Genomic DNA, 23306 nt, shown 5'->3' with positions numbered 1-23306 from the left:
TTGACCGGTGTGCCGGGTTGGGCCTTGACGGGCTGGGTGGGTTGGGATTTGGCTGCTGTGCCGGGTTGGGCCTTGCCGGGCTGAGTGGGTTGGGCCTCGACCGGCTGAGTCGGCCGGGCCTTGGCCGGCGCAGGCTCCGCCGGTGGCGACGCGGGTGCCGACGTTGGTGGCGCCCCTTCGCCGGCAGGCCGAGCCTTCGCCGATCCGGGCGGATCGACCCCGTGAACCTCGCCGGTGGGGGAAGGAACCCCGACCTCGCCCGGATCGGCCGGTCCGCCTGGTGCGGCGGCAGGCGTTGCCGCCAGCGGCTTGGCGCCCCGTCTGCCGATCCTGGCCAGCCTGCCCAACGTGCCTCGGAAGCCGGTGCCGGCAGGCTTGCCGGCACCACCGGGCTCGGTCGTCGGTATCACCGTCTCGGGTTGGGAGGTCCCAGCCGGAACGGGCTCAGTCGGGCCCTCGCCGCCCGGGGCGGGTGCTCTTGTCGCCTCCGGTGCTCCGGTCGGGGCGGCCGGCCCATCAATTGTTGCCGCAGCCGGCGGGGCCTCCTCGGCGGTTGCGGCCTTCGCCTTCTTGGCGGTTGTGGCTGCCGGAATCTTGTCGCCCGGTGTCGCCGGTGTGGCCCTCTCGACCGCGGCCTTCTCGACCGGTGTGGCCTTCTCGGCGACCGCAGCCTTCTTAACCGGTGTGCGCTTCTCGACCGCTGTGGCCTTCTCGACCGCTGTGGCCTTCTCGACCGGTGTGGGCTTCTTAACCGGTGGAGCCTGCTCGACCGGTGCGGTCGCCTTGGCCGGGGTGGCTGGTGTGGCCGTCTCGGTTGAGCCAGCCCGTCCGGCCGAGTTTGCGGGTACGCCGGATTTCCCGGGTCTGGCCGACCTGGCGGCTCTAGCTGCCTTTGTCGGTCTGGCCGACCTCGCCGGTCTGGCCGACTTCGTGACTCTGACCGCCTTCACCGGTTTGGTCACCTCGGGCGACGCCACCGATGTCGGTGCTCCGGTCGGCCCGGCGGAGCTGCCCACCGCATTGGGTTCGGCGGGAACGGCCGGGTCGGCCGGGTCGGCGCCCGCCGCCTGCTCCGGTGGCTGCTCGGGCCGGAGCACCACCAAGAGGGCCCCGCAGCCCGGGTTCAGGCAGTAGACCGAGTCGTCCTCGTCCGGTTCCCCACAGGCAGGGCAGATGATCACAGGCACCAGATGCTCACCGTTTCAGACGTTCGGGTTCGGTCAGTAGGGCCGTACGCCCGACAGGTCATCGCGTTCTCGGCAGAGCGGATCAGAATCACGCGCCGTAGGTCACCGCCGACTGCCGCTCGGTCTCCTGCTGTCGTGGCGGCGGCGACTTCTTCTTGTCCACCTGACGACCGCTGATCGACTGGGGTGCGGCGACGGGTTCCTGGCCGACGACGCGAGGCGCACCACCGCTTCGCGCGGTACGCCGGGTCTGGCGGCCGGACAGTGCGCCACCATTCCCGCCTCCGGGGGCGACCGGCGGGATCATCGGCGGGATCATCGGGGCGCCGCCACCGGCAGGGGTGCCGACCGGGGAGCGGGCCGCGCCGAGAAGGCCGCCTCCGCCGCCGCCCTCGGCGCCAGCGAGCCGCCCGAGCAGGTCGTTCGAGGCGGTGGGTGCAGCCGCCCCGCCCCGCCCCGCCCCGACGCCACCCAGGCCGCCTCCGCCGCCGTCCGCACCGAAGCCGCTGGGACCGAGGCCGCTTGAACCGCGACCACCGGAACCGCCGCCGACGCTACCAGGCACGAACGGGACGATGGGCACACCACCCGGTACGCCCCCGGGCACCCCACCCGGCAGCGTCGGTGGCGGCGTTACGCCGGAGCCCGGCGATTGGCCCGGCGCGGGCGGCTCGCCGACCTGCGGTACGTCGGTCTGCGGCGCTGAGACCTGCTGCTGGTTAGGCGGCTGGCTGACGTTGTTCTCCTGCGGACCGGTCTGCGGGTTGCCGGTCTGGCGGGGATCGGCAATCGGCTCGTCCGTGCGAGTCAGCTGGTGCAGCGGTCCCGGCGGAGGATTGACCGGCTGCTGCTCTCTCTGACCGGTGGTGTCGTTCGGAGTGCCGTTCGGAGTGCCGTTCGGAAGGCCGGTGCCGGGCGGGACGGGAGTGCCGTTCGGACCCAGGTTCGGGGTGGGAACCGTGCGTTGGACGTCGCGTAGCCCGACGTAGGGCCCGGGAGATTTCCAGGGGGTCAACGCGCTGATCTCGGCGGCTGCCTGGGTGGCCACCGTCCGGGCCAGCTCGTTGTACTTGTTGACGATCTGGCCCTCCAACGCACCGGACATGTCGTGGAAGGGAATCCGTTCCTTGTCCGCCTGGAGTTGGTCCAACTCCTGCTGGCGCTGCGCCTTGAGGCGCTCAAGCTCGCCCTGTGCCCAGCTGACCGCCATGCCGACCAGTTCGATGTGGTCGCCGCGGACGGGGGCCTGGGACCCCCACTGGGTCATCCGGTCGACCGCCTGGTCGGCGCTGTCGGTGAACGCGCTGGCCGCCCTGCTCTTCCAACTCCCGGCAAGGCTCCGGGTCTCGTCGGCCAGCGTCTTTCCGCCGTTACTGATCGCCGCGCCGATCGCACGCCAGCGCTGGGCGTGTTCGGTGAGGCTCCCGACGTTGACCGACATGAAGATGCTCAGGATCTTGTCGAGATCGTACTGTTCCCAGTTCGTAGCGGCCATGATCGCCGACCGTCAGGCAGCCGTGGCGTTTCGCGAAGCGGACCCCGGCTGCTCGGTGGCCTTCATTGCGTCGCGGACGTCCTGCAACGAGAGCCGGGCCTGGTCGTCGCCCCAACCGTACTTGTTGAAACTGACGATCGCGGCGCTGCCGTACGACATCAGGCCGTTCGCCGCGTCGGCAGTGAACCGGTTTGCTTCCACCGTGTCGTCGGTGATCTTCTTGGCGAATTCCACCATCTCGACGAACTCCGGAGCCGGTACCTCGAAGCTGGAGTTTCCGGCCTTGATCACCTCGGCGCTGAACGCGTTGGCCGCGTTCCACATCTTCTCACCAAAGGTCTTGAGGTGCTCCGTCTCGACGTCGAGGTCGAGGCCGGCGGAAGCGCCGGCAGCCTCCTGGTTGTCAGTGGCAGCCATCTCTGTCCTCCTCGTCGCGGGCACAGCGTGGCAATGATCAGCGATCCTAATCGGATATCGCTAGCCGCGGCAGACCCATCTGGCCGATCGCCTGGTGAGAATCGTCAGTCCACGTCGAGCCATCCGAACTGGACCAGCCGGGCACCGTCCCGCCGGGTGGACAACCAGCCGCGGCCGGGGGGCAGCGGACCGGGCCGGCGTACGCCGCTGAGCAGCGGCCCCTCCACCGGGTCGCAGGACATCAGGATGCCCGGTGAGCCCAGGTCCCGGATCCGGGCGAGCAGCGGGTCGTAGAAGGCCCGGCTCGCGCCGCCGCTGCGCCGCGCCACCACCACGTGCAGCCCGACCTCCCTCGACTGCGGCAGCAACTCGTGGAGCACGCCGAGCGGGTTCCGGTCGCCGGCCACCAGGTCGTAGTCGTCCACCAGGACGTACAGTTCGGGGCCGCTCCACCAGTCCCGCGCGCGCAACCGCTCCGGAGTGATCTCCGGCCCCGGGAGCCGTTCCCGGAGCGCGCCGGCCGCGTCGCGGAGCAGTTCGGTGGCCTGGTTGACCGAGCTGCCGTAGCCGAGGAGGTGTTCCTCGGGAAGCGCGCCGAGCAGGCCGCGCCGGTAGTCGATCGCGATGATCCGGGCCTGCCCGGGTGTCTGCCGGTCGGCGACCGCCCGGGCCAGCATCCGCAGGAACGACGACTTGCCGCACTCGACGTCGCCGATCAGGAAGCAGTGTGGGTCGGCGTTCAGGTCCAGATGGACCGGGCCGAGGTCGAGCTCGGCGAGGCCGACCGCCGGCCCTGGCCCGTCGGTCGCGGTGGGCAGCAGCTCGTACGGGACCATCGGCGGCAGCAGCCGTACCCGGGGCGCCGGGTCACCGGTCCAGCCGTCGCGGATCTTGACGACCAGCTCGGTCAGTGCCGGCGGCAGATCTGCCACGTCGGAGCCGCCGTCCAGCCGAGGCAGTGCGGCCAGGAACTGGTGCCGACCGGGCGTGATGCCCCGGCCGGGCGCGTGCACCGGAACGTTGGCCGCCGCCCGCCGGTCGATGCTGGAGTCGGACGGATCGCCCAGCCGCAGTTCCAGTCGGGTGCCGAAGGCGTCCCGCAGCGCCGAGCGGAGGTCGAGCCAGCGTCCGGCCGTCGCGGCGATGTGCACGCCGTACGACAGGCCGCGGCCGGCCAGCGCGATGATCCGTTCGGCCAGGTCCTCGAATTCGTCCCGGACCGTGACCCAGCCGTCCACCACGAGGAAGACGTCGCCGAACCGCTCTTCGGGCAGCTCACCGGCGGCCCGCATCCGCCGGAAGGTGGCGATCGAGTCGATGCCGCGTTCGGTGAAGAGTTGCTCGCGGGTGGCGACGATGGTCTCCACCTCCGCGATCGTCCGCCGGATCTGGTTGGCGTCCCGGCGGGCCGCGACCCCGCCGACGTGTGGCAGGTCCCGGATGGAGGCGAGCACGCCGCCGCCGAAGTCCAGGCAGTAGATCTGCACCTCGCGCGGTGTGTGGGTGAGAGCGAGGCTGACGATCAGCGTACGCAGCAGGCTGCTCTTGCCCGACTGCGGCGCGCCCACCACGATGACGTGGCCGCCGGCGCCGGACAGGTCCAGCCGGAGTGGGTCGCGCCGCTGCTCGAACGGGCGGTCCACCACGCCGACCAGCACCCGCAACGGTTCCGGCTCCTCGCCGTCCAGCAACTCGCCGAGGCTCGGCGGAGTGGACAGCGGTGGTAGCCACACCTGGTGCGCCGGTACACCCCGCCCGGTCAGCCGCCCGGTGAGGATCTCCAGCAGCGTCTCGTCGCCCGGCTCGACCTCGACCCCGTCCGGCTCGACCTCGACCGGCTCGTTCGGCCCGGTCAGCTTCGCGGCCTGGGCGGTTGCCGAAGCCACGGTGGGGTCCGTACCGGCCCGGCCGGCGCCGGTCCCCCCACCGGCCGCGGAGACCACGCCGGCAGCGCCGGAATCCTCGCCGGTGGTGCCGGCGAGGTCGTCCGGCGCGACGTATCCGGAGGTGTAGACCTGGACCCGATCGTCGCCACCGGCCGGCTCGGCCGCGCCCGCCCGGCGGTACGCGCCCGAGACGTACGCGGCGCGGAACCGGACCAGCGCCTCGGTGCCGAACTTCAGGAAGCCGTGCCCCGGGGCGCGGGGCAGCTCGTAGGCGTCGTTGACGCCGAGCACCGTGCGGCTCTCCACCGGCGAGAAGGTCCGCAACCCGACCCGGTACGACAGGTGCGTGTCGAGGCCGCGCAGCCGGCCCTCCTCCAGCCGCTGGCTGGCCAGTAGCAGGTGGACGCCGAGTGACCGGCCAAGCCGTCCTATCTGGACGAACATGTCGATGAAGTCCGGCTTGGCGGAGAGCAGTTCACTGAACTCGTCGCAGACCACGACGAGGGTCGGCAGCGGCGCCAGCGGTACGCCGGCCGCCCGGGCCCGCTCGTAGTCGCGCTGCGACACGTAGTTGCCGGAGCGGCGCAGCAGCTCCTGACGGCGGATCAGCTCGCCGTTGATGGCGTCGGTCATCCGGTCGACCAGCGGCAGCTCGTCGGCGAGGTTCGTGATCACGGCGCTGGTGTGCGGCAGCCGGTCCAGGGTGGCGAAGGTGGCGCCGCCCTTGAAGTCGATCAGCACGAAGTTGAGCGTCTCCGGGGAGTTCTGCACCGCCAGCGCCAGCACCAGGGTGCGGAGCAGTTCCGACTTGCCGGAGCCGGTCGCGCCGATCAGCAGGCCGTGCGGGCCCATCCCGTCCTGGGCGGACTCCTTCAGGTCCAGTTCCACCTTGGCGCCGTCCGGTCCGATCCCGATCGGCACCCGCAGCCGCTCGCGGTGTGGCCGGGGCGCCCAGCCGAGCGCGGCGTCGTACTCGTACGGGTCGCCGAGCCCGAGCAGCTCGGCCAGGCCGTGCTCGGCGTTCATCGCCCGGTCCTGCCCGCCGCCGCCGGACAGCCGTAGCGGCGCGAGTTGCCGCGCCAGCGACTCCGCGGCGACCAGGCTGAACGCGTCCGCGCGGCCCAGCCGCTGCCCGCCCGCGTAGGTGGTCGCCCGGAGGTCCCCGTCGGCGCCGACGTCGAAGACGACGGTGGCCCGGTCGAGGTTGCGGGGCGGCTCGCCGCTGAGGTCGAGCACGGTGGCACCTTCGACGCCGCCGTCGATCAGCAGGTGGTCCGAGCCGGCCGGGTCGCCATCGTCGATCACGACGAGCAGGTGTGCCCCGTCGAACTGCGCCTCGGCGGCCGTCGGGTCGAATCTCGGCCGATCCGCGACCAGGTCCTCCAGCATCGCCTCCAGGGCGACGACGGAGGGTGCGATCAGGCGTACCGGACCGAGCGCGTCGGTCGAGGTGGGGTGCAGGGTGTGCGGCAGCCATTTCGCCCACTCCCACTGGGCCCGCGCAGAACGACCGACGCAGGCCGCGACGACGAGGTCCTCCGGGGCGTGCCAGACGGCGGCCTGGGCGATGAGTGCCCGGACCAGCGCCCGTACCCGGCGCCGGTCACCGCGCAGATAGACCCGGGCGAACCCGCCCAGGGCCAGCACCGTCGGCAGCTCCGGCACCTGCCGGTACGCCTCGACGAAGCGGTGTACCGCCAGCGCGCTCACCGGCTCGGCCTTCTCCGCCGGCACCGGTGGCGGTACGACGAGCGTGGCGGCGAGGTCGCGTGGCCCGAGCCCGATCCGGACCTGCCCGAAGTCGGCGTCGGAGTATCGCCGTTCCCACAGCCGGGCGCTGTCCACAAGCGACCACAGGGCGTCCGGGTCGGGGTGGGCGTAGTATTCGGCGGCCCGCTGCCGCTGGATCGTCTGCCGTACGGCGCGCCGTTGCTGGTTCAGCTCGAAGAGGTACTCGCGCCGCTGCTCCTGCATCTCCTGCTTGCTCGCCCCGCCGGAGAAGGAGGCGAACTGCACCGCGACGATGCCGAGCATCGAGACCCCGAACAGCGCGCCGGTCAACCACCGGAACGGGTTGTTGCCGCTGCCGCCGGCGAACATCAGCGCGATGGCCGCGGCACCCGCGAGCATGGGCAGCATGATGAGCAGCCGGCTCCACGAGCGCCCGCCCGGAGTGGGTATCTCCGGCACCGGCTCCAAGGCCACCTCGCCCTGCGGGTAGGGCGGAGCCAACCGACGCGCGGGTCGCTTGCGTACTACTGTGCCCATGCAGACGCTCCCACCCGGGCATCGTAGGGGATACGGGGTCACGGCGAGGGTGTCCAGTCCAGATTGCCCGACAGGCCGTTGAGAGGCTGCTTATGGCGACGCCGACCACGATCGGTCTCACCCGCATCGTCCTGATGACGCCGAAGCGACGCGTGGACATGGCGCTACCGGACCACTTACCCCTGACGTACCTGCAACCGGCGTTGCTCCGGCACGGTGGCGACGGGCTCGCCGAGGACGGCGTACCGCGTGGCGGCTGGGTGGTCCGGCGGCTCGACGGGAGTGTGCTGGAGCCGGTGCAGTCGCTGTCCGGGCTGGGCATCCGGGACGGCGACGTACTGCTGCTCGCCCCGCGTGACCAGCACTGGCCGGAGCCCGGTTACGACGACCTCGCCGGCGGTGTGGCGGAGACGGCGGCGCGGCAGGGCCGGGTGTGGGGCGGCACCTCGACGTACCACGCCGGTCTGGTCACCGTCGCCGCGATCCTCGGCGGCGCGGTCCTGCTGCTCCTGCTGGCCGGGCCGCCCCTGGTCCGCGCGGGCCAGGTGGCGCTGGCGGTCGCCGCGGTGCTGGTCGGTGCGGGCGCGGCGGTCGCCCGGTGGCGCCGGGAACCCGGCCTGGCCACCCTGCTCGGGGTGTACGCGATGGTCTACGCGGGTGTGGGAGGCGCCCTGCTGCCCGGCCCCGCCGACCTCGGTGCCGTGCTGCACGCCTGGCCGCTGCTCGTCGGATCCGCCGGGCTGATGCTGGCCGCCTCCCTCGCCCTGGCCGGGCTCGACGTGCACCGGCCGGTCTTCCACACGGGTCTCACGATCGGGCTGCTCGGCGCGATCTGGGCGCTGGTCGCCACCGAGGTAGGCCCGGTCGCCGCAGCCGCCGGGCTGGCCGGCGCGCTGGTTCTGCTGGCCCCGCTGCTGCCTCGACTCGCCACGGCACACGGTGGCCTGCCCAGCCCGGAGGTGCCTCGGCCAGGGGAGGACGTCTCGAAGGTCGCGTCCCTCCCGTCGCTGGCCCGGCTGACCGCGCTGGTCCGGCGGGCGGACGAGTTGCTGACCGGGGTGCTGGCCGGGAGTTGCGCGATTCTGCTGCTCTGCGTGGGGGTGCTTGCCCGGGCCGCCGACGTCAGCGCGTCGCTGCTGGCCGTCCTGGTGGTATTGATCTGCGCCCTCCGGATGCGCACCTTCGCGGCGGTACGCCACCGGGTGCCGCCCGGCTTCACCGCGCTGCTCGGCGCGCTGCTGCTGGGCGGTGCCGGCTGGCTGGCGATGGACACCACGACCCGGGTCGACCTGATCGTTCCGGTACTGGCCGGGATGCTCGCGGTCGCAGCCGGGGCGTACGGGGTGGCCGCCGCGGCGGCCCGCCGTCCGCTCCCGCCCAACCTGGGCCGGATCGGCGACATCGTCGAGATCGTCTGCGTAGTCGTCGCCCCCCTGCTCGCCTGTGCGGTGCTGGGTCTGTTCGGCCTCGCCCGGGGGCTGTTCGGTTGAACCGCATCGACCGGAGGAGAGCGACGCCGGCAACGTCGGCCAAGGCAGCGATGCCGGCATGGTCGAGCGCGGCAGCGGGGGCGGTCTCATGCTGACCCGCCGCGACCTGATCCACTCCCGACAGTTCCTACGCGGACGGCTCACCGCCGCCCTGCTCGCACAGAAGCCCGATCCGCTGGACTGGCCCGGTCGGCGGTTGGCCGGCGCCTCGCTGGCGGCGGTGATGGTCACGGTGATCGCGCTCGCGGCGGTCGGCGTCTACGGCAAGTTCTTTCCCAGCGGCAACAAGCGCTGGCAGGCATGCGACGCGGTGGTCATCGAGCGGGAGACCGGCACGAAGTACTACTGCCGCCCCGACCTGCGCACCCTGTACCCGGTGGCGAACTACGCCTCGGCCCGCCTGCTGCTGGACCGGCCGAAGGATCCGTACCTGGTCGCCCGGGCCTCGCTGACCTGGCCGAAGGGCCCCCGGGTGGGCATCGTCGGAGCCCCGGACAACCTGCCGGATCCGAAGAAGCTGCGCACCGATCCGTGGTCGATCTGCGGGGTGACCGCCCGGGACGCCGTCGGCTATCCGGTGCCACTCACCTACGTGTACGCGGGATGGCGGCCGGGCGGCGGGGACGGGCTCGGTTCGGCCGCGGTGTTGGTGGTGGACCCGAACGGCGCCCGGCACCTGATCTGGCACGGCCGGCGGCACGCCATCCGGGACGACGCCATCGTCACCGACGCGCTGCGGGTCGCCCCGGCCCAGGCGCATCCGGTGACGCTCGCCTGGCTCGATGTGCTGCCCGCCGGCGCACCGCTGGGCGCCATAAAGGTCGCCAACCGGGGCCGGGAGAGCAGTTGGCGCAAGGGCACCAAGGTCGGCGAGGTGCTGGTCGACCCCGCGACCCAGCAGCACTACGTGGTCAAGCCGAACAGCGTCGACCGGGTCACCGAGCTACAGGCCCGGATCCTGCTGGCCGACCCCGGCTATCCGGGTACGGCGGCCCCGACCCCGGTCGGCGGTACCCCGCTGACGGTCGACGGGAACCTGCCGACCGGTGGCATCCTGCCCGCCGAGCCCACCCCGACGGTCGTACCGGTCGTGTCGGGCACCGGGGTGTGCGTGCGGATCAGTGACGCCGGGGACGGACGCGTCGTCACGGTCGGCGTACCGGTCACCGGGGACCTCGACGCCGCCGCCCGGCCTCCCGCCACCGCCGCCGGGGTCCCGCTGGCCGACCACGTCGCGGTGGAACCGGGCCGGGGCGTGGTGGTACTGGCCAAGCCGGCGCCGCAGGCGACCGGAGGTACCTGGTTTCTCGTGACCGATCACGGAATCGCCTATCCCGTGCCGAGCCCGGAGGTGCTGGGCCAGCTCGGCTACCAGCCGGAACGGGCCATCCCGCTGCCCACCGGGTTGATGGCCCGGGTGCCGCACGGCCCGGTGTTGGAGCCGACGGCGGCGGTCCGGGCGATTCCGCCGGGATAGAACGTCGCGATCATCCACAGTACCCTGACCTCAGCTCGTCGGCCCGACGAGTTTCCAGTGGAGGGAGCGGCCGTGGCAGGTGGCACTGAGGAACTGGTACAGAACTACATCGAGGAAATGCGGGAGACCGCTGGTCAGGTGCGGACCCAGGCCACCCTGATCGAAAGCGAGGTCAAGGGCGCCATCCAGTCCGGCACCAGCCAGATGCCCGACGACTGGATGGGCGCCGGCGGTGCCATGTTCGGCGAGGTGAACGCCGGCTACCAGCAGCAGCTCAACCGGATCAAGGTGGCCCTGGACGGGCTCGCCGAACTGCTGAACCGGGTCGCCGAAAAGCACGAGTTCACCGACTCGCAGATCCGGGCCTCGATGGTCGACCTCGGCGAGGGCATCCCCGGCACCGGCGGGACCGGTGCCGACACGTCCAGCGGTGTCTACGCCGCCCTGCGGGCCTGATTCGGAGGACTGTCATGCAGATTCGTATGGTCGGCGCGACGATGACCACCGGCGCGGCCGCGTACGGCCAAGCCATGGAGAACATGAACCAGCGGCTCACCTCGATCGAGAAGCACATCGAGTCGCTGATGGGGACCTGGCGGGGCAGCTCGGTGCAGGAGTACGAACTGCTCCGCGCCGAGTGGCGCGACGCCGCCCGCGCCCTGGTCGAGATGGGCGGCCAGATCCAGGGAAAGATCAGCGGGTCGCACGCGCTCATGTCGGACGCCGAGAGCGAACTCGTCTCGATGATGCGGGCGCACCACATGTAGCGAGCCTTTCCACCTCCCCTGTGATCCGATGGATCGCAAGGTCGGGTGCGGTGCGTGAGCGTCGCACGCTCAGGTGGAAAGAGGTCCGATGACCGGTCGGGTCCGGGGAGGGGCGGCGCTGTGCCGTCCTCTTCCCGGACCAGGCAGGTGTTCAGCGCCTGTTCACTCGTCCTCCCGGCGGACCAGCCGGACGAGGGCGTCGTCGACCGTGGGGGCGTACGGCGCGTCGCCCGAGTGGTCGCGCCGGTGCACCGCGCCCGACTCGTCGACGACAAGCATCCGGCTGTCGCCGACCGCGATCTGCCACACCCGCATGCCGAGCCGGTCCGCGAGGTCGGGATGTGCCGGCGGGACGTGGTCGTCCGGGGTCGGGGTGAACCGGTACCCGGCGATGGTCAGGCCGCCGAAGTCCGCGGCCACCGCACGGGCCACCGGGAAGAGGACGGCATCGTCGATCTGATGCCGGCGGCACCAGGTCCGCAGCAGCGCCGCGCCGTCGCGTCCCGGTACCCAGCCAGCCAGTCGCAGCATCGTACGGACGTCCTCGGGAAACCGCGTCGAACCCGCCCGGTAGGCCAGGTAGAGCCGGATAACCTCGTCGATCGGCAGGGACGGCCAGCGGGACCAGTGTCCGGTGTCCCGGTCCAGCACACCTCGGGCGGCGCCGACCCGTGGTGGCGGCTGGCCGGCTTCGCCCGACGGCGTACCGACACCCGGGGGCGCGGCAGCGGAGTCGGTCGGCGGCGGTCCCGGTGTGCTGGGCGGCCGGTCCCACACCACGTAGCCGGCCTCGAACTCGCGGAAGCCGGGATCCTCGCTACCCAGCTCGCGGCGGGCCCATTCCCGGGCCAACCGCGACGCCTCGGCCCGGTCGATCATCCGCCACCCGCCGTACGCCAGCGGGATCGCAGCCACAGCACGGTCAGCACCAGCACCGCCCCGGCGCCGAGCAGTGCCGCCCAGGGACCGGCCCGGCCCGGCCAGGGCGACCCGGGGCGATCGGGCTGGCGCAGGTCCATCACCACCTGCGGTACCGGTGTCGGTGAGGCGAGCATGTCGCGCAGGGCGCGGTACGGGTCCACCGCCCCCGGCCCGTTCGCGATCGGGGTCGCCGTGTTCGTCAACCGGGCCCGGATCTCGTGCACAGTGGCTTTCGGGAGCGCCGCTCGGACCAGGGCGGCCGTGGCGCTCACCACGGGTGCGGCGGCGTCGGTCCCGGACCAGACGATGTGCCCGGCGCGGGGCGCCGCCGCGAGTACCTCGTCGCCGGGCGCCACCAGGTCCATCGTGGTGCTGATCCCGGCGACGTTGCCCGCCTCGTCCAGGGCGCCGACGGCGATGACCCCGGGGTACGCCGCCGGATATGACGTCGGGCTGGTCCGCGCGTCGCCCGTCGCCGCGACCACCACGACGCCCCGCCGCAGCGCGTGCGCGACCGCGGCGCGGAGCCCGGAGTGGCTCTTCGGCACGGCGAGCGAGACGTTGACGACCCGGGCCCCGTGATCCGCCGCCCACCTGATGCCCTCCGCCAGGTGCGCCGGGTCCACGTCGCGGTCGAGGACCGTACGGGCACAGTCACTGACCCGGACCGGCAGGATCCGTACGCCCGGGGCGAGGCCCAGCAGCGCGGTGTTCGGCATCGGCCTGGCGGCGATGATGCTGGCCACCGCCGTGCCGTGCCCGGTGTGGTCGACGGTGGCGCCGGCCCGGTCCCGGATCACGTCGTATCCGGCCAGCACCCTGCCGGCGAGCTGCGGGTGCGTCACGTTCACCCCGGTGTCGACCACCGCGACGGTGATTCCCGCGCCGGTGTGCGGCGCGAGCCGGTCCGCGGCCAGCCAGTGGTGCGACCAGGTCGGTTCGCGGGCGACCGTCGAGGTGGCGTTGGCCGCGGTGGGACAGCCGAGCGAGGTGCCCGGCGCCGCGGCCGCCGGCACCGCCGGAAGCACGGCCAGTACGCCGGCCACGGCGGCGATCGCGGAATGGCTGACCATGCCTCTGAGGGTAGCGGCTGGTGATCGAGGTCCAGTACCGTTGCGACATGACTGTGGACGGTGAGCAGGTCGCCGAGCTGCGGGCTCGCGCCGAGCGACTTACCGCCCAGTTCCGTCAGGTCAGTTCGGCGCTCGACGAGGTCTCCGCCCGGGTCCGGGCGGTGTCGGTGACGGCCACGTCCGCGGACGGTTCGATCACCGCCACGGTCGGCCCGGAAGGCCGGTTGCAGCGGCTCGATCTCGGCCCGGAGGTCCTCGACTACGGCGACCCGCGCCGGTTGGCCGAGGAGATCGAGGCGACGATCGCGGTGGCGGCGGAGGAGGCGCAGCGTCGGGTCTTCGACGCCTGCCGTCCCTACGTGTCGGAGGAGTCCATGGCGGCCTATCGCAACCACGACTTCGACGAGGCGATCAAGCGGATGGTCGAGCGGTTGCCCGAGGAGGGGTCGATTCGATGACGCAGCCCGGCGACGCGGGATACGTGGCACACGTACCAGATCCGGACGGTGCGGTCAGCGCCGCTGGGCGGCTCGCCGGGGCGGGTGAGCGCCTGAGGGCCACGATGGCCAGCGCGGTCGCCGCGGTGAACGGGGTGGGTGACCCGTGGGGCAACGACGAGGTCGGGCAGACGTACCGGACGAGTTTCGCCGCCGCCGACGAGTTGAAGGCGGCGCTGGTCCGGGTCGGCGAGTCGGTGGTCGGGTTCGGCACTGTCGCGCTGACCAGCGTGGACACTCTTATCGAGACGGACCTGCGGACGAAGAGACTTCTCGGCGGGAATGACGCTCGGTCCGCCTGACTGGGGTGAGCCCTGGCAGCAGGTCTGGGATCTGCTGGTCTGGGTCTCCACGGGCGGCTCGGCCTGGCCGGAGGCGGACGAGGACCGGATCCGACAGCTGGCCCAGGCCTGGCGGGACGCCGGTGCGAGCCTCAACCAGGCTCTCGTCGAGGCGAGCGCCGAGCGGAACGCCCTGGCAGTGTCCTGGGGTGGCCCGTCCGGCCTGGCCTTCCAGGCCGAGTTCAGCAAGGTCGTCGACCAGGCGTTGCCGAAGTTCGCCCAACTGGCCCAGCAGGTCGCGCAGGAGGCCGACCAGGCCGCGTTGGACATCGAGTACGAGAAGCTGACGGTCCTGATCGCCGTCATCACCTGCTGCCTAGAGATCTTCGCGATCATCGTGTTGTCGTTCTTCACCTTCGGCGCGGCGCTCGCTGCCGCGGCCGGACCGATCGGCATCGCCCGGATGGCCATCGCCGGGGCGTTGCGCATGCTGTTGAGCCGGGCCGCCGGCTCGGTGGGGCGGCTGGCGCTGCGCGAGGCGGTGCTCGAAGGGCTCCAGGAGGTGGCGACCGATCTGACCGCGCAGGGGATCCAGGCCGGCATGGGGAACCGGCCCGACTTGGACGCCGAAAGGACGCTGTGGGCGGCAGGAACCGGTGCCGGGGCGGGTGGGCTAGCTGCCGGGACCAACCCACTCACCAAGATCCTGGGCCGCCGTACTCCGGACAATCCGCTCGGCTCGGCGATCCGTACCGGGATCGACGGCATCCACGAGGCCGGCGTGGAGACCGTGACGAACGCGACCGTGAACGGGCTGCGTACCGGTGACTGGAGCATCGACACGGACGACTTCGCCAACTCCGCGCTCGCCGAGGGAGTCCGGGGGCGGATCAGCGAGGGCCGGGACAACGCGCTGGAGCGGCTCGGGCAGCAGATTCCGGTGCTGCCCACGCCCACTCCGGTAACCGTGCCGGCGGCGCCAACCGGCCTGCCGCCGGCCGCGACGCCGACGACCGGCCCGGCACCGGAGCGCGATTCCAGCGGAGCGGGAGCCGGTCCGGTCGGAGGCACGGGCCCGCCGGGCACTTCGGGTACGGGCCAGTCGGGCAGCCCACCCGGCACGGGGCAGCCGAGGTCCCCGTCCCCAGCACAGCCGGGCCCCTCGGGCACCGATCCGTCTCGACCGTCCGGGCCGGATGCGTCTCGACCGTCCGGGCCGGATGCGTCTCGACCGTCCGGGCCGGATCCGTCTCGACCGTCCGGGCCGGATCAGTCCGGCCTGCCCGGCTCGGAGCGGCCGGGTCATCCGTCCGGGCCGGACTCGGGCCAACCCGTCCCGGGGCAGCCGGGCGATGCCGGACCGGGGCAGCCGAGCGGTTCCGGGCCGGGGCAGCCGGATGCCTCCGGCGTCGGCGGAGCCGGGCGGCCCGCCGCCCCGGAGCCCTCGGGGCCGCCACCGCCACCGCCACCCGATCCGGTCCCGCCGCACCGTTCCGCCGAGGGAGTCGATCAGGGCCGCCCGCACCAGCCGGCCTCGTCGGCCGGATCGCCGCCGTCCAGCGGCACGGCGTCGGCGGATCCCGCGCCGGCCGGGCCGGGAGCCGGCTCCAGCACACCCACGCCGGGCTCCACCGGTACGGGGCACGGCGGGCTCACCGGCCCGGCCGGCTCCACGCCGCCGGTCGGCACGTCCGGGTACCTCCCCCCGGCCGGTGTCGCGCCGGCTGCGGTGAACCCCACCGGGATCGCGGCACACTCCGGCAACCCCGGTGGGCACGTACCCACCGCCGGAAGCCCCAGCCTGCCGGGCTCGGGCGGCCCGGCCGGGGCGGGCCCGTCCTCCGGCGTGGGGACTCCGGGCGCCGGTACCACCGGATCCGCTCCCGGCCCGGCCACGACGGGGCAGGCAGCGGTTTCCCCACCCACGGGCCCCGCGAGCGGCAGCCCGTCCAGCGGCGGTCCGGGCGGCAGCGGCCCGTCTAGCAGTGGTAGTCCGGGCGGCGGCCCGTCGAGCAGCGGCAGTCCGGGCGGCGGCGGACCGGTGGGCGGGCACAGCGGGACTTCGATGGCGCCGGCCGGCGCTGACGGCCGGCCGATCGGCGCGTCCGACCAGAGTTCTGCGGGGACCGGGTTCGGGCTGGCCGGGGTGGCCGCCGCACTGCGTCCAGCCGACCAGTCCGGGCGTCGGCGTGCGGGCGTGCCGAGCACCGACGGCCCGACCCGGCCGCGCCCCGGGGCCACACAGAGTCCGGGTACCGGTGACGATGACCTCGATCCGGCCTCCGCCTGGGACGAACGGGAGCTGAGCGGCCGGATCCCGGTCGACGAGCAGCGGAGCCCGGTGCTCCACCCGGATCCCCGACACCCGTCACGCTGGGTCGGCTACCTGAACGACGGTGGCCCGACCCGGCCCGGCCGGGCCACCAACTGCACCGACACGGTCCGCGCGTTCCTCTCCACCTGGTACGGCCGACCGAGCGTGGCCGGCGCGCTCAACCGGGACCTGTCGCGCGGCGTGGCGGATGGCACCGCCCGGATCCAACGATGGCTCGGCGCCGACTTCGTCCAGCAGGGCGCGGGAGCCGCCGGACTCGACGCCGTCGGGTCGCAGCTGCTGATCCAGGGCCACGGCGCGGCGGCGGTGATCATCAGTCAGTGGACCGACGGCGGCTCACACATGTGGGTGGCGGTCAACCACACCGGCACCGTCGTCTGGGTCGAGCCGCAAACCGGCCGGATCTCCGACGAGGCGCCGCTCTATCAGGGACAGACCGACCAGGTGTGGGCGTTGCCGCTGGACGCCAACGGCGAGCCGGTGTCGCCGTACCCGGACGGGGAACTGGCGGCGCCGGCCCGCCCGGAACAGCCGGCGGTCGACATCGCCGCGCTGGCGGCCCGGACCATCGAGCGCGACGACGCCGCAGCCCGGGTACTGGTCCGGCTGATGGGGCGCTGGGCGGAGGGGATCACGCAGATCACCGCCGGGACGGAGTTCGCGGCGGCCATTCCCGACGACCAACGGCAGCGGCTGGTCGAGGCCCTGGTCGACCACCGGCGTCGGCTGTACGAGTCGCTCCCGGCCGAACTGGGCGTACGGCCCTTCGGGGCGGGCAGCAGCAACCCGGAGAGCGACGTCGACCTGGAGGTACGCGGCCCGGACGCCGGCCGGCGGCTGCTCGCCGCGGAGCAGCACCTGGCGAGGGTGGATCCACAGTGGCGTAGCCACTACCGGATGGGCGTACTGGTGCACAGCGAGCGGGTCGCGGGCAGCGTCGACGCGCTGGACCGGGTTCCGCCGGAACGCGCGGCGGCGCTGCGACAGGAACTGTTCCGGACGGCCGAGACGCTGGTCCTCGCCCGGCGGCTGCGCTTCGCGTCCGGCCCGGCGGAACGCGCGGCTCTGTTGACCGGCCTGTCGACCGACCTTCAGGAGCAGGTACGGCAGCTCGCCGACTCCTCGGAAACCGAGCTCACGCGGCTGCGCACCCGGGCCCTGTACGAGGGCGACCGTCACCACCAGGCGGCGGTCGCCGCGAGCGATCCGTTGACCCGGGCGCGGCACCTGGTGGGGGCCGCCCGGGAACAGCTCGTCGCGGACTACGCCGACGACGAGGCGTACGTCTCCGTCGGTGGGAAGCGCCGGTTCGCCTTCGGCGCGCAACTCGAACGGATCACCGAGCGGCGCCAGGCGGTGCTGGACCAGCTGATGATGATCGCGCACGTCTTCCACGAGTCGCCCGGCGGCATCGAGTCGCTGCGCAGGTACGAGACGTGGAAGTACGTCCTGCGGGTCGGCGACGTCCTCGACAGCAGCACCGCCCCGGGCTCCTGGCGGCACTTCGCGATCAGCGCCCGGATGAAGCTCCCGGACGGCCGGTACGGCGTCGATCTGGTTCCCGACGAGCTGCTGTCCGCCAGGTACGCCGAGTTCACCGCAGCGGTACGGCGGTACGCCGACTCTCTCCGCTCACCCCTGCCCGGCCGGCTCCCGAACCCGAACCTGCTGCTTGTCCCGCAGCCCGACACCGGGACGAACGGCGACGGACCACCCGCCCAGCCGGACACCGCGCAGCCGGCCGTCCGGCCCGACGGGGAGCAGCCGGCCGTCCGGCCCGACGGGGAGCAGCCGGCCGTCCGGCCCGACGGGGAGCAGCCGGCCGTCCGGCCCGACGGGGAGCGGTCCGACGGTGCCGGGCCGGCTGAGCCGGCCCGGCGGCGCCCGCCGGAGGTGCCGGGCCGGCAGCCCGGTCCGGGTGGTCCGCCACGACTGGTCGGGGGTGCCGAGGCGGTCCGGGCGGTGCGGGCCAACCTGCGTGCGATCCCGGCGGGCTTCGATCTGACGGGCGAGCGCCGGCACCGCCGGTGCGCCGACGCGCTGCGCCCCGAGCCGGGCGTGGTCAAGATTGTCCTGCGTGCCCAGCGTGGCGGGGAGGTGGGCGTCGGCGATGTCCGGATGCTCGGAGGCGACTTCGTCCACGCGGTGACGGAGCTGGTCCAGTCCGGCGATCTGGACCTCGGCACCGACCGGGTCGTGCTGGTGGGAAGCTACACCGGGCTGGCTCCCCGGGGTCGGCGCTCGCTCGCCTCCATGCTTGCCAGGCGCCTGCTCGACCTGGGCCGGCGACACGAGGTGACCGGCGCCGACGCGAAGGTGTGGTCCTTCCTGGACGGTACCGCGGTGGTGGCCGAGCCAGATCCCCGCGATTCCAGCCAGCCGAAGCATCCACCGGACGGAGCCTGGCGGACCTTCGCACCGTCCGGCTTGCGGATCGGCTCCTCCCGCTCCGCCAGCCGCCCGACGGCGGCGCCCACCGGTCCGGCGCCCACCGGTCCGACGCCCACCGGTCCGACGGCCGCGACTGGTCCGGCCGCCACCGGACCGAGCGCGGCCGCCGCCGGCCCGCCCGGCCGGCCGCTGCTGCCGCCGGACCTGCGCGACCACCGCCATCTCAGCGGCGATCTGTCGGGGACCTACCGGACTGACGACCGGCGACTGCACCGGTACGGCGACCGGCCGTACACCTACCGCGACGACGAGACCGGCCGGCTGCACCACGAGCGGGACTCCGCCGGCACGTACCGGGACGAGGACAGCTTCGAACTGAGGTCGGCGCGCACCGACGAGGTGGTTCGCGATCCGCTCCTTGCGCGGAGCCGGCCGGTCCCGCACCGGGCCGTCGCCGGTCCGCCGGGCCCGGCTCGTAGCCGTCCGGCCCGCGAGGTGGTACCGATGCTGGCGTTGCAGGGGATGCGGCTCGAACACCTCCGGCGGGGCAGGCTCAACCCGCTGATGACCGATCTGGGCATCGCGGACCTGAGTCAGCTTGCCGAGCCGAACGTCACGGCGACCTTCGCCGAGCTGCTCGCCCGGCCCGCCGGCCCGCCGTCCCCAGCCCAGCTGACGGAGCTGGCGGCGGTGGTCCGGCAACACCACCGGCTGGAGTCGGCGGTGCGACAAGCCCGCGCCGAGGCACCCCAGACGGTGGCCCGGCGGATTCTCGCCGAGGACTTCGGCATCGATGGGAGTGCCGAGCTGACCGGTGGCCGTACCGGCCCACGCCCGCCGGGGGCGTTCGCGGTGGCCGGGTTCGATCCGGACAATCAGCGCCTGGTGGTGCTGGAGACCGGGCGGACCAGCGGCAGCCGCCACCTGCTACAGGACGGCAGCCTCGCCGAACGGGGTACCCCGGCCTACGTCCGGGACGTCTTGGAGACCAGCCGGGAGCTGCACGAGCACCTGCGCCAGCATCCGGAGCTGCTCGACGCGCTACACCGGGCACTGGCCCGTGGCGAGCTGACCGTGCAGGCGTACCGGGTCGAGGTGGACGTACCAGGCCATCAGCAGGTTTCGGTCCGGAGCACCCCGCTCGACCTGTCCGGGCTCGACCTGACGGGCGTGGCCGACCGGTTGCCGGCCAGGTCGTCAGCGGTGGACCCCGGACTCGGTGACCGGTTGCAGACGGCGGCCCAGCAGGTCGCCGGCCGGCTGACCGGTGCCCCCGGGATCCAGCACGTGGCGGTGCCCGACCCGCAGGTGGTCGAGATCCGGCCGCAGAACGGCGCGCCGTACCGGCTGAACCTGCGTACGGCACCACACGGCCCGGGTGCGGAGGCGTTCGCGCTGCACATCGGTCCGGACCGGGAGCACGACATCGAGTTCTTCCACGACCACCTCGACGGTCTGGACCAGGCGAGCGTGAACCGGGTGTTGGCCGGGACGCTCCTGTACGCCCACACCAGGGTCATCGGGGCCGCGTCGGCAGGCGAGACGCACGCCCTGGTCGACCAGCCGATCGCGGTCCGCCGGCTGCGGTTGACCGATCAGGACGCCGCGAACCTCGGCACATTCGAGGCGATGGCCCTACTGCTGCCGACGACGACCGGAGCCGAACGGACCAGGCTCCGGGCCGAGATCCGCGACTTCATCCAGCGGTACGGGCTGCGGGACGGCTTCCCCGGTGGCGACGAGCGCGTCGAGTTGGCGCGGGAGCGCCTCTCCACGTCGGCGTACCGTCTGCTCACCGAGGAACGGGACTGGACGCTCGACCCGGATCCGGCCGTGGCGGTCGCCCGGAAGGCCCTCTCAGGGACGCTGTTCGACCCCACGATCGCACTGATCACGCCGGTGCCGGCCGGACGGGGGAAGGTGTTCCGGGTGCTTCCGGCCGGCTGGGCCAAGCCAGGACGGGTGGCGTTCACGGTCGAGCTGCGCTCCGACGCCGTCCCGAACGGGCGGGGGATCGAGATCCGCAACACCGCCGAGGACCGGCACTTCGACCTGGTGGTCGATCCGGCCCTGCTCGACCATTCCACCGGCGCGGCGCCGGCCTTGGTGCCGACCTGGGCACAATTCCGCAACCAACTGCGTGCGGTCATCCAGAAGAAGATCGCGGAGCAGGCCGCCCGGCCGCCCGAGGTGTCGCGGCGCTGGCGGGACCGGGTCATCGCCAGCGCACCCGCCGCCACCGGCGCGGCCACCATGGCCGGAGTCGCCGCCGCCCTCGGGGTGCCCGCGCTCGCGGTGAAGGGTGCCGTGGTGGCCGGTGTGGAGATGATCACGCAGGGCGGCGTCAACCGGTGGAGCAAGCTCGACAAGGCCGAGCGGGAGCAGGATCGGCGGCTGGCCCTGCGGACCGACCGGACCGGAATCGAGGACGGCGGGCTACAACGCCTGGTCGATCGCGGTTTCGCCGAGGCCACCGAGCTGGCGAGAGGTACGGCGGGCAGGCCGGACCTGGTCGTCCCCGGCCCGCCCACCCCGGCGCCCTCGCCCGCGCCGTCATCGTCGCCCGCGATCGACGATGACAACGCCAGGGCACTCCGTCGGCGGGTGCGCCTGGCGATCGAGCAGATCGACCAGGACCGCAAGAAGAAGCCGGTCGAGCACCTGCTCCGGGTCCGACACCTCGGCGAGGACCGGTACCGGCTGAGGATCAAGGGTGAGGGGAACGACGCGCGGGTACGGGTCGAGGTGGCCGACACCGCCGACCGGTCCAAGATCGAGGTGAAGTTCGACGATCCCGCCATCACGTTCCGGGTTCCTCCGGACCTCGCCCGGTCCAGCCCGGACGACTTCGAGCAGGCCGTTCGGGCGGCGCTGAAGGAGGTGGCCGGACGCCAGGAGAAGGTGAGCCTGGCCGCGCCCGAGGTTGTCGGCCACCTGGAGAAGGGCGCCACCGCTACCGGAACCGGCGTATTGCCCAGTGTGCCGGTCGGGAACCTGGCGCTGAGCCACTTCGGGGAGGTACTCGGCGAATCGGCCGTCGCCCGGTCGATTGTCCAGGTCTTCGCCGACCGGGCCGCCGGCCGACGCGACGAGGTGCTGCGTGACCTGCGGGAACGGCACGACGCCGCCTACAGTACGCGGCTGCCGGGTGGACAGCGGCGGCCGATGGCCAACCAGATTGTGGCGCTGGCCCGCGGCGGCGAATCGATCGCCCAGGCGATCGAGTCCGAACTCGCCGGGACCGCCCCCGCGAGCACCGGGACCGCCCCCGCGCCCACCCGGACCGCCCCCGCGCCCACCGGGACTGCCCCCGCGCCCACCGGGACTGCCCCCGCGCCCACCGGGACCGCGACCACGACTGGCGGGGCGGGGCCCACGCCGGCCGCCACGGAGCAGGCCATCGATGCCGCCGCGCGGGCCATCCAGCGGGTCAACCGGCGACACCGGCACCGCTTCGAGCGCGACCACGACGCCGAGCGCGACCCCGGCACCCGGGTGTTCCGGTCGGACCGGATCGGGATCAAGCGCGACGTGTCGCTCACCCTGACCTTCGGTACCGTCGAAGGCAACCGGCCGGTCGTCCCGACGGCCCGTCGGCTGAAGCGCGGCCGTTTCGAGTTCACCGTCAATGTCGACGCCGCTCCGGACGAGATCCAGCGGACGATCGAGCATGTCTGCGACAACATTCTCTTCGACCGGGAGCATCCACTGCCACGCAAGCGTCGGCTGCTGGAGGACTACCTGCCCACCGGGGTCGGGCTGGCCGGCGCGGCGGCGATCGCCGCGTTGAGCGGACCGCTGTGGGGGCTGATGACCGGCGTCAGCGCGGTCGCGCACCTCGGGCAGCGGTGGAGCGCCCGCTTCCACCAGATGCGGGTGAACGACATCGCGCTGCGGAAGGCGTTCGACACCGAAGAGGACGACGTGTGCCCGGCGGACCTGCGCCGGTCGCTCGACGAGCAGCGCGCGGCGGTGCAGGGGCTGGAACAGCGGGTACGAAAGCTGGAGGAGCGACTCGCCCAGGATCCCCGTACGGCTGCCCAGGTGGTGACGATGCGCGCCCAGTTGGGAGCGGTGCCGGAGCCCGACCTGCTCGCCGAGGTCGCCCGGGAGGTGGCGGCGGCACGTCAACTGCCGCGCGGCGGGCGCATCGAGCCGGTCGCGGGGGCCGAGCACACCTTCCGATTCCTCTTCCGGGGCGCCAAGGGGCGGCCGGAGAGCCTGACGTTCGAACTGGGCACCGGCCAGACCGACGGCGGGACGCTGATGGCGTACCGGGTGAACTCGGACGTCGCCCACATGCTGCGGGTCGACCCGACCGGCACACCGGACGAGATCGTGGCCGGTGTGCACGCCTGGCTCCGCCAGGAGGTCGACCGGCTCAGTGCGATGCCGGTGGGGCTGCCGGGCGCGCGCAGCCGGTGGACGAAGTTCGGCGCGGACGCCGCCGGTCAGAGCATCGGCACCGCCACGAGCATCGTGGTCGGCGCGACGACCTCCAACCCGGCGGTCACGATCGGCCAGGTGTTGAGCTTCAGCGGGGCGAAGGAGGCCAGCAACATCTCCTTCGACAGCAACGAGGCCGTGCTGTCCCAGACCCGGACGGAACTGCGCAAGCGCTTCTTCGGCACCGCCCCGGAGGAGCAGTTGGCGGTCTTCACCTTCGACACCGACCACCTGAGGAGGCGGACGGTGTCGATCTTCCACCGACTGCAGCAGCTGGAGCGAATCAGTGAGACGCTGCCCGAGCCGGAACGGCCGGCGCCGTTCCAGGACGGTCCGGTGACGCTGCCGGACCGGCCGGTACTGTTTGGTGACTGA

General features: G+C 73.1%; 13 protein-coding genes. 8 read left to right on the top strand and 5 right to left on the bottom strand.

What is annotated here, in order from left to right; all coding sequences use genetic code 11:
* Positions 1–615: 615 nt before the first annotated feature.
* Positions 616–1134: a hypothetical protein gene (locus AAH979_RS13225; RefSeq protein WP_346258353.1), complete on the top strand. Its 519-nt coding sequence runs from the start codon at positions 616–618 to the stop codon at positions 1132–1134.
* A 141-nt stretch (positions 1135–1275) separates the two neighbouring features.
* Here AAH979_RS13225 and AAH979_RS13220 read toward each other — a convergent pair whose 3' ends face one another.
* The 3 genes from AAH979_RS13220 to eccCa form a co-directional block, all read right to left on the bottom strand.
* Positions 1276–2682, bottom strand: coding sequence for a hypothetical protein (locus AAH979_RS13220; RefSeq protein ID WP_346258352.1), 1407 nt, complete (start codon positions 2680–2682; stop codon positions 1276–1278).
* A 12-nt stretch (positions 2683–2694) separates the two neighbouring features.
* Positions 2695–3099 carry a hypothetical protein gene (locus AAH979_RS13215; RefSeq protein ID WP_346258351.1) on the bottom strand — a complete coding sequence of 135 codons (405 nt, stop codon included), beginning with the start codon at positions 3097–3099 and terminating at the stop codon, positions 2695–2697.
* A gap of 104 nt (positions 3100–3203) precedes the next feature.
* Entirely contained in the window at positions 3204–7253 is a 4050-nt protein-coding gene (eccCa, locus tag AAH979_RS13210) for a type VII secretion protein EccCa (protein WP_346258350.1), read from the bottom strand.
* A gap of 92 nt (positions 7254–7345) precedes the next feature.
* Here eccCa and eccD point away from each other — a divergent pair, with 92 nt between their 5' ends.
* The 4 genes from eccD (at position 7346) to AAH979_RS13190 (ending at position 10987) form a co-directional block, all read left to right on the top strand.
* A complete protein-coding gene (gene eccD / locus AAH979_RS13205) occupies positions 7346–8743 on the top strand; it encodes a type VII secretion integral membrane protein EccD (protein ID WP_346258349.1) in 1398 nt (465 codons plus the stop codon).
* Between the two features lie 58 nt (positions 8744–8801).
* Positions 8802–10220, top strand: coding sequence for a type VII secretion protein EccB (gene eccB, locus AAH979_RS13200; protein WP_346258348.1), 1419 nt, complete (start codon positions 8802–8804; stop codon positions 10218–10220).
* A gap of 72 nt (positions 10221–10292) precedes the next feature.
* Positions 10293–10676 carry a WXG100 family type VII secretion target gene (locus AAH979_RS13195; RefSeq protein WP_346258347.1) on the top strand — a complete coding sequence of 128 codons (384 nt, stop codon included), beginning with the start codon at positions 10293–10295 and terminating at the stop codon, positions 10674–10676.
* Positions 10677–10690: 14 nt separating this feature from the next.
* Positions 10691–10987 (top strand): WXG100 family type VII secretion target, encoded by a 297-nt coding sequence (locus tag AAH979_RS13190; protein WP_346258346.1) that lies wholly within the window; start codon positions 10691–10693, stop codon positions 10985–10987.
* Between the two features lie 162 nt (positions 10988–11149).
* On the opposite strand, the gene AAH979_RS13185 is transcribed toward AAH979_RS13190, so the two are convergent.
* On the bottom strand, positions 11150–11902 hold the full coding sequence (locus AAH979_RS13185; protein WP_346258345.1) for an SUKH-3 domain-containing protein: 753 nt from the start codon (positions 11900–11902) through the stop codon (positions 11150–11152).
* Positions 11863–12981 carry a S8 family serine peptidase gene (locus AAH979_RS13180; RefSeq protein ID WP_346258344.1) on the bottom strand — a complete coding sequence of 373 codons (1119 nt, stop codon included), beginning with the start codon at positions 12979–12981 and terminating at the stop codon, positions 11863–11865. The genes AAH979_RS13185 and AAH979_RS13180 overlap by 40 nt, the downstream gene beginning before the upstream one ends.
* A gap of 47 nt (positions 12982–13028) precedes the next feature.
* On the opposite strand from AAH979_RS13180, the gene AAH979_RS13175 reads away from it, so the two are divergent.
* The 3 genes from AAH979_RS13175 to AAH979_RS13165 are packed head-to-tail and all read left to right on the top strand — an operon-like array spanning position 13029 to position 23306.
* Positions 13029–13439 carry a YbaB/EbfC family nucleoid-associated protein gene (locus AAH979_RS13175; RefSeq protein ID WP_346258343.1) on the top strand — a complete coding sequence of 137 codons (411 nt, stop codon included), beginning with the start codon at positions 13029–13031 and terminating at the stop codon, positions 13437–13439.
* Positions 13436–13780 carry a hypothetical protein gene (locus AAH979_RS13170; RefSeq protein ID WP_346258342.1) on the top strand — a complete coding sequence of 115 codons (345 nt, stop codon included), beginning with the start codon at positions 13436–13438 and terminating at the stop codon, positions 13778–13780. The genes AAH979_RS13175 and AAH979_RS13170 overlap by 4 nt, the downstream gene beginning before the upstream one ends.
* Positions 13761–23306: a toxin glutamine deamidase domain-containing protein gene (locus AAH979_RS13165; RefSeq protein WP_346258341.1), complete on the top strand. Its 9546-nt coding sequence runs from the start codon at positions 13761–13763 to the stop codon at positions 23304–23306. Before AAH979_RS13170 ends, AAH979_RS13165 begins: the two co-directional genes overlap by 20 nt.

The organism is Plantactinospora sp. ZYX-F-223 (assembly GCF_039649625.1).
GTDB lineage: Bacteria > Actinomycetota > Actinomycetes > Mycobacteriales > Micromonosporaceae > Plantactinospora.
Note: the sequence above shows the minus strand (reverse complement) of the source record. Positions and strands in the feature narration are given on the sequence as shown.